At 69.4% G+C, this 13,357-nt stretch carries 9 protein-coding genes; 4 read left to right on the forward strand and 5 right to left on the reverse strand.

The window, feature by feature from the left end; all coding sequences use genetic code 11:
• Position 1: 1 nt before the first annotated feature.
• Positions 2-1,246, reverse strand: a complete 1,245-nt coding sequence (locus OJ997_RS01780; RefSeq protein ID WP_270023275.1) for a J domain-containing protein — start codon at positions 1,244-1,246, stop codon at positions 2-4.
• 327 nt (positions 1,247-1,573) lie between these two features.
• Here OJ997_RS01780 and OJ997_RS37295 point away from each other — a divergent pair, with 327 nt between their 5' ends.
• Positions 1,574-3,073, forward strand: a complete 1,500-nt coding sequence (locus OJ997_RS37295) for an HD-GYP domain-containing protein (RefSeq protein WP_270023276.1) — start codon at positions 1,574-1,576, stop codon at positions 3,071-3,073.
• A 6-nt stretch (positions 3,074-3,079) separates the two neighbouring features.
• Here OJ997_RS37295 and OJ997_RS01790 read toward each other — a convergent pair whose 3' ends face one another.
• The 3 genes from OJ997_RS01790 to OJ997_RS01800 are packed head-to-tail and all read right to left on the reverse strand — an operon-like array spanning position 3,080 to position 5,482.
• Positions 3,080-3,868, reverse strand: a complete 789-nt coding sequence (locus OJ997_RS01790) for an ABC transporter permease (protein WP_270023277.1) — start codon at positions 3,866-3,868, stop codon at positions 3,080-3,082.
• Positions 3,865-4,740 carry an ABC transporter ATP-binding protein gene (locus tag OJ997_RS01795; RefSeq protein ID WP_270023278.1) on the reverse strand — a complete coding sequence of 292 codons (876 nt, stop codon included), beginning with the start codon at positions 4,738-4,740 and terminating at the stop codon, positions 3,865-3,867. Before OJ997_RS01795 ends, OJ997_RS01790 begins: the two co-directional genes overlap by 4 nt.
• 13 nt (positions 4,741-4,753) lie before the next feature.
• Positions 4,754-5,482 (reverse strand): gamma-glutamyl-gamma-aminobutyrate hydrolase family protein, encoded by a 729-nt coding sequence (locus OJ997_RS01800; protein WP_270023279.1) that lies wholly within the window; start codon positions 5,480-5,482, stop codon positions 4,754-4,756.
• 115 nt (positions 5,483-5,597) lie between these two features.
• Between OJ997_RS01800 and ettA the strand changes: the two genes are divergently transcribed.
• The gene (ettA, locus tag OJ997_RS01805) at positions 5,598-7,253 is read left to right on the forward strand and encodes an energy-dependent translational throttle protein EttA (RefSeq protein ID WP_270023280.1); all 1,656 of its coding nucleotides are present in this window, start codon (positions 5,598-5,600) and stop codon (positions 7,251-7,253) included.
• A 6-nt stretch (positions 7,254-7,259) separates the two neighbouring features.
• Here ettA and OJ997_RS01810 read toward each other — a convergent pair whose 3' ends face one another.
• Entirely contained in the window at positions 7,260-8,789 is a 1,530-nt protein-coding gene (locus OJ997_RS01810) for a hypothetical protein (RefSeq protein ID WP_270023281.1), read from the reverse strand.
• A gap of 185 nt (positions 8,790-8,974) precedes the next feature.
• Here OJ997_RS01810 and OJ997_RS01815 point away from each other — a divergent pair, with 185 nt between their 5' ends.
• On the forward strand, positions 8,975-11,020 hold the full coding sequence (locus OJ997_RS01815) for a putative metal-binding motif-containing protein (protein WP_270023282.1): 2,046 nt from the start codon (positions 8,975-8,977) through the stop codon (positions 11,018-11,020).
• A gap of 176 nt (positions 11,021-11,196) precedes the next feature.
• Complete coding sequence (locus tag OJ997_RS01820) at positions 11,197-13,308, forward strand: MopE-related protein (protein ID WP_270023283.1); 2,112 nt, start codon at positions 11,197-11,199, stop codon at positions 13,306-13,308.
• Positions 13,309-13,357: the final 49 nt, after the last annotated feature.

Genomic DNA, 13,357 nt, shown 5'->3' on the forward strand with positions numbered 1-13,357 from the left:
GCTACGCGGCCTTGAGCTCGCGCGGCGCGAGCCGTGCGACCTGGTCACGCAGGTCGCGCACCTCGGGATCATCGGCCAGCTTGAGCGCGCGCTCGCACGCCTCCAGGCAGTCGCTGACCCGGTCCGTGCGCGCGAGGGCGTGGGCGTAGCGCGCCCAGGCGGTCTCGCTCTCCGGGAACAGCTGGGTGGCCTGCTCGCAGGCGCTGACCTCGGTGCCGACGTCGCCCATCAGGTTCGCGACCAACGCGAGGTCCATCAGGCCCTCCTCGGACGGTCCGACGGCCCGGGCGTGGTCGAGGGCCTCACGCGCGCCCTCGCGGTCGAACGTCCGCATTCGCAGCCGGCCGAGGCGCTCCCAGGCGGAGGCGTCGGTCGGATCGGCGGCCACTTCACGCTGCCCGGCGTCAACCGCTTGCGACAACGCGCCCATGCTCTCGTAGATCCGCGCGGCGTACCGGTAGGGCGCGGGGCGGTCCTTCTCCGCACGGATCCAGTCGCGCACGGAGCGCGCCGCGGCGCTGAAGTCTCCTGCCTGCCAGAAGGCGAGCGTCATCAGCCGCAGGACCTGCGTGTTGTCCGGCTCGGCGTCGCGCGCGAACACGAGCCGGCGCGCGGCGAGCTTGAAGTCACCCTCCGCGAGCGCGTGCTTGGCCGCCGTCATGAAGCGCATGACGCGCTCCGCGCCGGGATCCGGCTTCGAGAAGTCGACGAATTGGAGCGAACCCGCCGGAACGGTTCTGATCCCCGGTTGGAAGGAGACTCGCGCCCACTGCTGAACGTCGTCGCCGTGGCCCGTGAAGTAGATGCCGTTGACGCTGCCGACGCCCCACTCGGGATACGAGAGGCAGCGCGCGTACCGATGCACGACCGAGTGGTCGGGCACGCGTGAGCCGAACGGGTCGTGCTTCTGGCGCTCGCCGTCCTCGGCGCGCTGGCGCTGCTCTTCCGCGTACGCCCTGGCGCCTTCCTCGGCGCGACGCTTGCGAGCCGCGGCGGCGGACACCTTGACGGCGTTCTTGGAGACCTTCCCGCCGCGGGACTGCTCGGCGAGCGACTCGAGCTGGTCGGCGGCCTGGTTGATCGCCTTCAGGTGGCGCTCGTGCTCGAGCTGCCGACCAGGAGGTGCGATGTCCGGGTGCCAGACCTTCGCGAGCTTGCGGCGCGCCTTCTGGATGTCGCGCTTGTCGAAGGGCGGCTCGATCTCAAGCAGCAACACGGACTGTTCGATGTCGAGCACCTGCGGCATGACCCGTACACGGTACCGAGCGAGGACGCACCGGTTCTCGGCGCTGCCGGCGCGGCGACCCCTACAACCTCGCCGCGCCGGCGCGCGCACCGGAACTAGTTCCGCCAACCCATGATGACCCCCCTGACGGTCGCTGGATTCGGAACAGGCGGGCTGACCCCCGCCGTGGCGAAATATACCCATAAGTCAGACGCTTATTCTCGAACCAGAAAATTGCTCATCGGAAGACTTTTTGGTTGTGGATCGATCAACCGGTCGATGAGTGCCAGAAACCTCAGGCCTGGGCCTGATTGCGCGTGAACAGGGGTACGCACTAACTTGCTCTCCGTGGTCGTCTGGCTCGCACTGATCGTCTGGCTCGGCCTGGTCATCTGGGCGCTCTCCGTCGTGAGGGCGGCTGCGGTGGCCGACGCGCCCCCGCCCGCGCCCGACCGGCTCGCTTTCGGACGCGTCCCGTTCGCCGGTCGCCGCCGCGCGACGGCGATCACCCAGGGGGTCCTGCTCGCCGGTGTGCTGGGCGCCGCGGCCTACCTCTCGACCGAGAGCCAGTGGCAGCCGCTTCCGCTCGTCGGCCTCATCGCGCTGCTCGTGCTCGGCTCCGACATCCTCGTGCTGGACGCCAAGCGCTTCCGCATCGGCGGCTCGTTCACCGGCCTCGTGCTCGCGATGGCCCTGCTCGGCCCGGCGCCCGCGGCGCTCCTCGGCCTCGCGTCCGCCCTCGTTGACGCGCTGCGCCGCAAGGTGCGCGGCACGTACCTGCTCAACAACCTGCTCACGTACACGACGTTCCCGCTGCTCGGCGGGCTCGTGCTCGACGCGCTGCACCGCGGGAACACCGAGGAGGGCGGCTACGCGGTCGCGGTCTTCGTGATCTTCCTCGCGACCAACCTCGTGAACTTCCTGATGATCGCGGGGCACACGCGCATCCTGCGCGGCGGCTCGCTGCTGGAGATGTTCAAGGGCGTCTTCGTCCCGGTCCTGCCGTGGGAGATCGCGAGCGCCGTGATGACCGCGATGGCCGTGTACGGCTTCGAGGTCTGGGGCGCCGGGATCATCGGCCTGTTCGCGCTCGCGCTCGGCGTCTACCAGCTGCTGCTGCGCGCGCTGCTCGAGGGCCAGGCGCACTCGGAGGAGATCGAACGCCGGACGAACCAGCTCGACGTCCGCCACGAGGGGATGCTCGGCCTGCTGCTGGAGACGCTCGCGCTGCGCGATCCGAGCGCGGCACGCCACGCGGCCGCCGTCGCCCACTACGCGCACCAGCTCGCCCGCGCGGCGGGCCTGTCCGAGCGCGAACAGGCGATCGTCCACACCGCGGGCCTCCTCCACGACTTGGGCAAGGAGGCGCTGCCGGACCACATCCTGATCGGGCGCAGCGAGCTCCACCCCGCCGAGATCCGCCTGATCAAGCGCCACCCGGCCGACGGCGCGCGCCTGCTGCTGCGCGTCGAGGGCATGGGCGAGGTCGCCGCGGCGGTGCTCGCCCACCACGAGCGGATCGACGGCAAGGGCTACCCGGACGGGCTCGCCGGCGACAGCATCCCGATGACCGCCCGCATCCTCGCGGTCGCCGAGGTCTACGACGTGCTCACCTCGCCGGACTCCTACCGGCTCCAGATGCCCGCGCACGAGGCCGAGGACGAGCTGCGCAACGTCGCCGGCTCCCAGCTCGACGGCCGGCTCGTCTGGCTGTTCGCCACGCAGGTGCTGCGCGGCCGCCACAGCGACCACCTCGAGCACATCGCCGACCTCGAGGCCGAGCTGCAGGTCCAGCGCGCCGTCCGCGGCGCCCTGGACGGGCCGTTCGTGCTCGGCCCGCCCGCCTAGCGTCACCTAGTCGATCAGCTTCTTCTCCATGAAGTGGATCGCGAGCCGCCACATCAGCAGCGCGAAGGCCACCAGCACGCCCAGGTGAATCAGGTCCGCGCCGGGCTCGAAGCCGAACACGGCGTGCCGGACGAGCTCGACGAGGTGGTAGAGCGGGTTGATCTGCGCGAGTACCTGCGCCCACTGCGGCAGTCCGTCGATCGGGAAGAACGTGCCCGCGACCAGGAACAGCGGCGTGAGCACGGCGCTGGTGACGTAGTTGAAGTTGTCGATCGACTTCATGACGCCGGCGATGACCGTGCCGAAGCTCGCCCAGCCGAAGCCGGCGATCATCGCGATGAACGGGACGAGCAGCATTCCCCAGCTCGGGTCCAGCCCGAACGCGATCGCGACGAGCATCGGCGCGCAGCCGTACGTCCCCGCCCGTACGCTCAGCCACAGCACCTCGGCGGTGACGAGCTCCTCAGTGTCCACGGGCGCGGCGAGGATCGCGTCGTAGGTGCGCTGGAACTTGTACTTGATGAACGTCCCGAACATGGCCGGGAACGCGCTGGAGAACAGCACCGCCGTGGCGACCGTGCCGGTGCCGACGTACTCGACGTAGTCGTAGCCGCCGACCGTGCTCACCAGCGACCCGAAGCCGAACCCGAACGCGAGCAGGTAGACGGTCGGCTCCACCGTCGCGCTGAACGTGGAGGACCGCCAGAAGCTCGCGAAGTTGATGATCTCGCGGACGAGCACGCCCATCAGCGCGGGGCGCTCGAGCCGGCCGAGCCTGCGTTGCTGGGCGCTCACGCGATCTCCTCGCCGGTCAGCAGGACGAAGACGTCCTCGAGGTTGGTCGGGCGGCGCTCGCCCTCGTAGCCGTTGGCGTTCAGGACGCTGATGCTCGTGCCGGTGCGGCGCGTGGAGTAGCCGGCGGCCTTCGCCTGGAGCTCGACCTCCTGGAGCTTCGCCGGCGGCCCGTAGACCTCGACCGCCTCGGCGCCCGCGTGCTCGGTGATCAGCGCGCGCGGCGTGCCGGCGGCGACCGCCTTGCCGTGGGACATGATCGTCACCGTGTCGGCGAGGCGCTCGGCCTCCTCGATGTAGTGCGTGGACATCAGGATCGAGACGCCCTCGCTGCGGAGCCGGTCCACGAGCGCCCACAGCTCCTGGCGCACCTGCGGGTCCAGGCCGACGGTCGGCTCGTCGAGCAGGATGAGCTGGGGCTGGTGCACCAGCCCGCGCGCGATCAGCAGTCGCCGGCGCATGCCGCCGGACAGGTTGTCGACCTTCGTGTCGCGGCGGTCGGACAGGTTCGCGATCCCCAGCGCCCGCTCGACCGCGGCTTTGCGCTCGTTGCGCGGCACGCGGTACAGGTAGGCGAACACGCGCAGGTTCTGCTCGACCGTGAGCGTGACGTCGAGGTTGTCGAGCTGGGGCACGACGCCGCACAGGGCGCGTGCCTCCTTGCTGCGGGCCGGGACCGGGAGGCCGAGGATCTCGATCTCCCCCTCGTCCGGGATCGCCTGCGCCGTGAGCATGCGCATGGTCGTCGACTTGCCGGCGCCGTTGGGCCCGAGCAGGCCGACGCAGGTTCCCTCTGGGACCTCGAGGTCGAGGTGATCTACCGCCGTCAGGTTGCCGAAGCGCTTGACGACGCCACGGAGGCGAAGGGCGGGCACCCCGCCCAGGGTGTCACGCGGCTATGCGCAGTTCGGTACGGGCAGCCGCCCTAACCAGCGCCTCGAACAGCGGCAGGTGGGCGTACAGCGTCTCCGCGTGCCACTGGACGCCAAGCGTGAACGCGCCTGGGCCTTCGACGCTCTCCACCGTGCCGTCGTCGGCGCGGGCGACGACTTTCAGGCCTTCGCCGACGCGGTCCACGGCCTGGTGGTGGAAGGAGTTCACCGACAGGCTGCGCTGGCGCATGATCCGGTGCAGGCGCGAGCCGGTCTCGACCTCCACCGCGTGCGTGGGCTCGGTCGCCGTGGCCGTCTGGCGATGGCCGTCGATGTGCTGGTGCAGCGTGCCGCCGCAGGCGACGTTGAGCGCCTGCGAGCCGCGGCAGATCGCGAGGATCGGGATGTTGCGGCTCAGCGCCTCGCGGGCGAGGCTGAGCTCGAAGGCGTCGAGGCTCGGCTCGGTCGGGCCGAGCTGCGTGTGGCGGTCGGTCGCGCCGTAGGCCGCCGGATCGAGGTCCGGACCGCCGCTCAGGCAGATGCCGTCGAGGCGCTCGAGCAGGCCCTGGAGGTGGTCGGTGCCCGTCGGGGGCAGCACGACGGGGATCGCTCCCGCCGCGTCGAGGGTGCGGAGATAGGTCATCCCAAGCGCCATCTCGGGGTGCGGCGGCTCGCCGTGGCGGCGGGTCGTCGCCAGGCTGCTGGGACGCATCTCAGAGGTGGTGACGCCGATGAGCGGCCGCATTGGAGGATCATCGGGCGCACGGGCGTGTTGCACACCCCGCCGTTGGTCCAAGTTTTCAACTTGTGAATTCGCCCAACGGTCGGGCTCAACGAGCCTTCTAAAGTCAGAAGGCGCGATGTCGAGCTCCTACATCTACACGATGTACAAGCTGAGCCGGACCCATCCACCGGATAAAACGGTGTTGAAGGAAGTCACGCTCAGCTTCTACCCCGGCGCCAAGATCGGCGTCCTCGGTCTGAACGGGACCGGTAAGTCCACCCTGCTGCGGATCATGGCGGGCCAGGACAAGGAGTACCGGGGTGACGCTCAGCTCGCGCCCGGCGCCACCGTCGGCTTCCTCGAGCAGGAACCCCACCTGGACGAGACCAAGACCGTGCGCGAGAACGTCGAGGACGGCGTCCGCCACATGAAGGATCTCCTGGATCGCTTCAACGAGCTGTCCATGAACTACTCGGACGAGACCGCGAAGGAGTTCGCGCGCCTCCAGGACGAGATCGACGCCGCCGGCGCCTGGGAGCTCGACCAGATGCTCGACCAGGCGATGGACGCGCTGCGCTGCCCGCCCGGCGACTCGCCCGTCACCTCCTTGAGCGGTGGTGAGCGCCGCCGTGTGGCGCTCGCCCGCCTGCTGCTCTCCAAGCCCGACCTGCTGCTCCTCGACGAGCCGACCAACCACCTCGACGCCGAGAGCGTCGCGTGGCTGGAGACGCACCTCGCCGACTACAAGGGCACGATCGTCGCCGTCACCCACGATCGCTACTTCCTCGACAACGTCGCGGGTTGGATCCTGGAGCTCGACCGCGGCTACGGCATCCCCTACGAGGGCAACTACTCTGCCTGGCTCGTCGCCAAGCAGAAGCGCCTCGAGATGGAGGAGAAGAAGGAGAGCTCCCGCCAGCGGACGATCAAGGAAGAGCTCGAGTGGGTGCGGCAGAACCCCAAGGGCCGCCGCACCAAGTCCCGCGCACGCCTCAACCGCTACGAGGCGCTCGTCGCCGAAGCGGGCAACGCGAAGCTCGACGACGTCCAGATCCACATCCCGGGCGGCGAACGTCTGGGCGGGACCGTCATCGAGGCCACCAACCTGCGCAAGGGCTTCGGCGACCGGCTCCTGATCGAGGACCTCTCGTTCAACCTCCCGCCCGCCGGCATCGTCGGCGTGATCGGCCCGAACGGCGCCGGCAAGACGACGCTGTTCAAGATGCTCGCCGGCCACGAGCAGCCGGACTCGGGCACGCTGAAGCTCGGCGACACCGTGGACCTGTCCTACGTGGACCAGTCCCGCGACGCGCTCGACCCCAACAAGACCGTCTGGGAAGAGATCTCCGAGGGCTACGAGCACATCAAGGTCGGCAACCGCGAGATCAACTCGCGCGCCTACGTGTCGGGCTTCAACTTCAAGAAGGCCGACCAGCAGCGCAAGGTCGGCGTGCTCTCCGGCGGTGAGCGCAACCGCGTCCACCTCGCCAAGCTCCTGCGCCGCGGCGGCAACCTGCTCCTCCTCGACGAGCCGACCAACGACCTCGACGTGGACACCCTCCGCGCCCTGGAAGAGGCGATCCTCGCCTTCCCGGGCTGCGCGGTGATCATCTCCCACGATCGCTGGTTCCTGGACCGCGTCGCGACCCACGTCCTCGCCTTCGAAGGCGACTCGCAGGTCACCTGGTTCGAAGGCAACTTCGAGGCCTACGAGGAGTACCGCCGCGCGAAGCTCGGTGCGGAGGCGGACCGTCCGCACCGCATCTCCTACAAGAAGCTCACCCGCGCTTAGCCCGATCTACGGTCTGACGACGACTTTCACCTCCGGCGAAGTGCCGCCGGCGTAGGGGAAGTCGTCGTCATCGTGGATCACGGCCCGGAAGCGGTACCGGGTCTTGGAGTAGGTCGACGTGAAGCGATAGCTCGCGTTGAACCGCCCGTTGCGGAGCGCGGCGGTCTTGAACGGCACCCACTTCCCCGCCCACGCTTGAAGTTCGACCCGCGTGCGTGCGCCGTCGGTGCCCGGCACGGTTCCCGAGAACCTCACGCTACGCCCGTTCCGGGTCGACCTGCGGTTCACCTTGAGCCGCACCGGCGCGGCGACGATCAACTTGACCGTCTGCACCGATGCGCCGTACGCGAGGCGAACCTCACGCGACGGCCCACGGGGCAGTGAGAGGGAGAAGCGGCCTTTGGCGTCGGTGGTGACGACCGTCGGCGCGCTCCACGAGCCGCCGCGGAGGGGTCGCGTGCACACCTCGACGCGCTGACCGGCGATCGCCGTGCCCGCGAGCGTGCCGGCGAGCTTCGTGCTGACGAACTTGACCCGGCGCGTGCGCTTTCCGGTGATGGACAGCGTTCCCGAAGGCGTCGGTGCGGCCGTCGCGCTGGTCGCTCCCGGAGCCGGTTCTTCGGTCGTCGCCGACGACGTGGGCGTTCGAACCCATACTCCATAGGGCCCCACCGTGGTCCGGTTCCCCGCCACGTCCCGTAGCTCGACCTCCACGGAGTGGTGCCCGGGTGCGAGGTCGGCCGTGTCGAGTCTGAGCTCAACCTGTCCCGCCGCCGCACATGGGACCGATGCAACGTACGGAGCCCTGCATTTAGGCCCGCCGACGGGGGTGGAGTTTCGCGTCCGGCCGTCGACCGTCAGCTCAGCCGTCGCAACCCCTCCACCGACGTCTTGGAACCCGACGTGAACGTCTACCACGCCCTGGAGTGACCCTCCGGAGACGAGCGTCCCGGAGGGCACGCCAACCAACTCCGGCGAAATCTCGTCCCGCACCGTGACGGCGGCTCGAGCGATCGTGATCTGGAACTCCTTGTGGCACTCCATGTCGCAGAAGACCTCAACGGCAACGTCGGACTCACGTAGTTCGGACGCCACGAGCTCTCCCGAGACCAGATAGTCGCCGAACTCCCACGAGACGTCAGGGTGACCCACCTCCACCTCGGTTCCGCCGGCCCGAACGCGGTAGTAGAGGCCGGCGTCGGCGAACTGGCGTGCGTGCCGTTGCAGCCGAAACCCCTCGATCGTCGTGCCTCGGGGAGGCGTGAAACCCCACTGGACCCCAACTTGCAGAGGATGCTCGAAGGCAAGGTCGTTGATCATCATCGGCCCCCCGGACAGGCATCCGTTGAGGACGTAGGGTTCGCGGATCGGCACGCCGTCCCCCAGCGCCACTGCGCGCCACGCCGTGGTCGGCGCGGGCCCGTCCTTGGTGCGGCAAGCCTCGACGACGTAGGTTCCAGCCGACGCCGCCGGCGCGGACACGTTCCACAGCGCGGCCGCCATCAGCGTCGCGCCTGTCAGTCGGATCACGTTCATGCCATTCATAGGTCAGCCCTTCGGTGATTCGCCCCTTAGTTGACGCACTCTCACGCATTCAACACACCTTGCGCCAGCTTCGCCGGACAGTGAACCGGGAATGCCATCGCCGCGCAACGCGTCCTATGCAAACGATGCGCTCAGCCCAGTTGACTGCCCCGTCGCGGCAGGGATAGCGTCGGACGATGTCCACCGTCCGCGCAACCCTCCTGCTCTTTGCACTGTTTCTCGTCGCACCGTCGGCGGCGCAGGCGGCGGACATCTTCGCGATCGGCTCGCAGGCGCGCTTGACGCACGTTGGGCCCGACGGGACCACCACGGTGGGTGCCCGCAATCCTTCTGTTGCGTACAACTCCGCGAACGACGAGTACCTCGTCGTCTGGGTCGGGAACACGGCGACGGGGGTCGAGGACGAGATCCTCGGTCAGATCCTCGACGGCAGCGGAACACCGAAGGGCGCGATCCAGAAGCTCAGCGACGTGCCCGACAGCGAGCCCGCTCCTGCTCAGCCGATCGCGGGCTACAGCCCGGTGGTCAACCAGTACGTGGTCGCGTACATCGCCACCCCCAAGGTCATCCCGGGCAGCCCGGACAACAGCCCGCCCCTCCAGCGTGAGGTGATCGCCCAGTCGGTCACCGCCACGGGCGTCCGCTCGGGAAACCCGGCACGAATCTCTGACACCGACAGAAACAACGCGGACGCCGATCAAGCCTCGGATCCGGCGATGGCCTATGACCCGGAGCACGACCAGTACCGGTTCCTCTGGCTCTCGGACGCCACAACCGAGGGTGATTTCGAGGTCAGCACGCAGCGAGCGTCGTCGGGCCTGATCAACCCTGACGGGTTCGCGGAGTCCAAGGTCTCGACAACTGTGGCCGGCAGCGCCGACGCGCCGGCGATCGCGTACATGCCGGCACAGGACCGCTGGGCGGCCACATGGGAGGGCGCCGTGGCGGGCGGTACCGAGATCGTCGCAGCCATCCTGACCATCTCGGGCGGCGCCGTGGTCGCACCCGCGCAGATCTCCTCCGGTGGCGGGCTCGCCACCATGCCGGCCATCGCCGTCAACACTGCGCGCAACGAGGTCCTGATTTCGTTCGTCCGCAACAACCTCGGGACGGACGGCGCCGAGGCCTTCGTTCAGCGCGTGTCCTCGACCGGGGCCCAGCTCCCGAACGCAACGGATCAGCGCATCTCGTCCATGGGCCCGGAGAACAACGTGGCCTACGACGTCTCCACCTCGAGCCCGACGACCGCGAGCTATCACCCAGCGCTCGACCGTTATCTCGTCACGTGGGCGTCCGAGAACGACCTGCCAGGCATGGTGGACGGTGAGATCGAGCGCTACGGGCAGGCGATCGATGGCGCCGGCACGGAGGTCGAGACCCAGGACTTCCGGCTCACGGTGTCCGGCAACGATGGCACGACCACATCGGTCCCGACCGGCGGCGCGACGACCGCGATCCCAGGCAAGCGCGCGTGGTTGCACGTGTGGAGCGCGGATGACAACCGTCCGCCCCTCGCCGATGGGGAGTTCGAGCTCTACGGGCGCTTCGTCGGCGACGACGGGGACCTCGACGGGCACGTCGTGCCCGCCGACTGCAACGACGGCAACGCCGCGATCCATCCCGGCGTGGCGGACATGCTCGACAACGGGGTGGACGAGGACTGCTCGGGCGCGGATGCGCAGAGTCCGCCGCCCGTCGTGGTGCCCGCCGGGGTCGATGGGGACGGTGACGGGTTCTTCGCGGGGCAGGACTGCAACGACGCGAGCCGCGCGATCCGGCCGGGTGCGGTCGAGGTCAAGGGCAACCGGGTGGACGAGAACTGCGACGGGGTCGTCGAGCCGTTCCCCACGTTGACCGCGGGCGTCGTGCACAACTGGGGGTTCAAGCGCAACGGCTCGGCGTTCACGCTGCGGGTGCTGCAGGTGACGCAGCAGTTCCCGAAGGGGTGGAAGGCCGAGATCAAGTGCTCGGGCAAGAAGTGCCCGTTCAAGGCCAAGACGCTCAAGGCCGCGAAGGTCAAACGCAACGCGTCGAGCGTGATCGGGTCGCTGTCGAGCAAGCAGCGGAAGTTCCGAGCCGGACAAACCGTGGAGGTCTGGGTCAGCGCGCCCGGGTTCAACACGAAGGTGGCCCGGATTCCGCTCAAGAAGGGCAAGCAACCCGTGATCCAGGCGCTCTGCGTCGTGCCTGGGCAGACCAAACCGCAGAAGTCCTGCACCTGATCGCGGCCCGTCGCGGGCTCGAACGATGGTCCAGACGCCCTGCAACCTGACCGTCTTGGGTTGACGGTTTCGAACTTGCCGGGTTAGCTTCGGCCGTCCCAGGGATGCAGAACGGAAGGGTCAGGGAGGCGCCGATGCGGGGCTTGAGTTGGACGCGACGCGCATGTATCGCGGTGATGGTCGCTGCGCTGTGCACGCTCGCGGGAGCGAGCACGGCCTCGGCGGTCGTGCCGGGCGGGATCTACGCGACGGGGTGCCTGAGCAACGCCGTGGCCGCGGGCTGCACGAACATCGGCTCGCCGTTCGCGGGCGCCCCGACCGACATCGCCGTCTCCCCCGACGGTGCGAACGTCTATGTGACGACGTCGGGCAACGCGCTGCTCGTCTTCGCGCGTGACCCCGCGAGCGGGCAGCTCGCGCTCGCCCAGTGCCTGCGCACGGGCGTGCTCGCCGGCTGCACGGCGATGCCGGTGACGCTCCCGCTGTCCAGCCCCACGTCGATCGCGATCACGCCGGACGGCGGCAGCGTCTACGTCGCCAACGCCGGGACGAGTGCGATCCACGAGTTCGATCGCGGTGCCGGCGGCGGTCTGTCGTTCAAGCCGGGCTCGCCGTGCATCGCGAACGGCGGCGGTCCGCCCCCGTTGAACGCGTGCATCGACGCGCGAGCGATGTCGGTGCCGCAGGACCTGGCCATCGAGGGCAGCACGCTCTACGTCGCCTCCTCCGGCGCCGTCGGTGGCGTGAGCGCGCTCGTGATCGGCCCCGGTGGCGCGCTGGGACAGTCCAACTCGGGCGCCGAGTGCGTGCAGCAGGCCAACAACGACAACTGCCTGACGTCCCCGGGCCTCGGGGGCGCGAACTCGATCGTCGCACGCGGCGACCGGGTCTACGCGTCCTCCACCTCGCGCATCGTGACGATCAAGCGAGACACGGGCAGCGGCCTGCTGCAGGTCGCCGCCGGGCCGAACGCGTGCTTCGGCGCGGCGCTCGCCGGCTGCCTGACCTACCCCGAGGTCACCGCCGGCGTGGCAGACCTCGCCGCGGCCGCCGACGGTCCGATCTACGCGACGATCGCCGCCAGCGACACCCAGGCGGGCCGCGTCCTCACCCTCGACCCGGTGGCGGAAGGCCTCGGCAGACGCGGCGGCGCCGCGGGCTGCGTCACCAACGGCGCGGTCGCCGGCTGTGCGACGGGCCGTTCGCTCGCGACCACGGTCGCCAGCCATCTCATCGCCACACCCGACGGGCAGGACGTCTACGCCACGGGCACCGGCGTCGTCGAGCTCGACCGTACCGGCAACCTCACGCCGCGCAACGACGCGCGCGGCTGCGTGCAGACGACCGCCGTGATCAACGCGTGCAACGCGTTCGCGTCGCTGGGCACGCCGACCGATCTGGCAGTGGCGCCCGACGGCCGGCACCTCTACGCGATCTCGAGCGCCGGACGGCTCGTCACGCTCCGTCGTGACTCCAGCGGCCCGCTCTGCAATCACGTCGCGACCACCGTGGGCCACGGCTCGGTGTCGGCGCTGTCGATCCCGTGCTACGACCCGGACGGCGACCCGCTGACCTTCAGCACGATCAACCCGCCCACGCTGGGCACGCTCGGGGCGTTCGACCACGGCGCGGCCAGCGTGATCTACGCGGCGCCGCAGGGCCAGAACGGGTCGACCACGATCCTGTTCCGTGCGAGCTACACGAGCTTCGGCACGTTCGAGGGCGACGGGTCGGTCCAGGTGCACGTCACCGGCGCGCCGAACGTGGTGCCGGCCGGGCTCGACGCGGACGGCGACGGGTTCATGGCCGGGCAGGACTGCAACGACGGCAACCGCAACATCCGGCCGGGCGCGACCGAGATCAAGGGCAACAACATCGACGAGAACTGCGACGGGGTGGCCGAGCCGTTCCCGACGCTCACGTCGGGTGTGCTGCACAACTGGTCCTACACCAAGCGCGGCAGCACGTTCACGCTCAAGACCCTGAAGGTGACCCAGCAGTTCCCGAAGGGCTGGAAGGTCACGATCAAGTGCTCCGGCAAGAAGTGCCCGTTCCGGTCGAAGACGCTCAAGGCCGGCAAGATCAGCAAGCAGGCGTCGAGCGTGATCTCATCGCTCACGAAGAAGCAGCGCAAGTTCCGGGTCGGCCAGACGGTCGAGATCTGGGTCAGCGCGCCGAGCTTCAACACGAAGGTCGCGCGGATCACGTTGAAGAAGGGCAAGCAGCCGGCGATCGTGCCGTACTGCGTGCTGCCGGGCTCGACGAAGGTGCAGAAGACCTGCACGTGAGCCGGTTCTGAGAGCGGCCCCGAGCCTACCGGGGTCGACTTCTCAGCGA

Origin of the sequence: Solirubrobacter phytolaccae (assembly GCF_027587195.1) — a bacterium.
Classification (GTDB): domain Bacteria; phylum Actinomycetota; class Thermoleophilia; order Solirubrobacterales; family Solirubrobacteraceae; genus Solirubrobacter; species Solirubrobacter phytolaccae.

Bases quoted from the DNA above. Each gene is read 5' to 3' on its own strand.
- OJ997_RS01780 (WP_270023275.1), bottom strand. From the start codon at position 1,246: ATGCCGCAGGTGCTCGACATCGAACAGTCCGTGTTGCTGCTTGAGATC.
- OJ997_RS01800 (WP_270023279.1), bottom strand. From the start codon at position 5,482: ATGCGGCCGCTCATCGGCGTCACCACCTCTGAGATGCGTCCCAGCAGC.
- ettA (WP_270023280.1), top strand. From the start codon at position 5,598: ATGTCGAGCTCCTACATCTACACGATGTACAAGCTGAGCCGGACCCAT.
- OJ997_RS01810 (WP_270023281.1), bottom strand. From the start codon at position 8,789: ATGAACGTGATCCGACTGACAGGCGCGACGCTGATGGCGGCCGCGCTG.
- OJ997_RS01815 (WP_270023282.1), top strand. From the start codon at position 8,975: ATGTCCACCGTCCGCGCAACCCTCCTGCTCTTTGCACTGTTTCTCGTC.
- OJ997_RS01820 (WP_270023283.1), top strand. From the start codon at position 11,197: ATGGTCGCTGCGCTGTGCACGCTCGCGGGAGCGAGCACGGCCTCGGCG.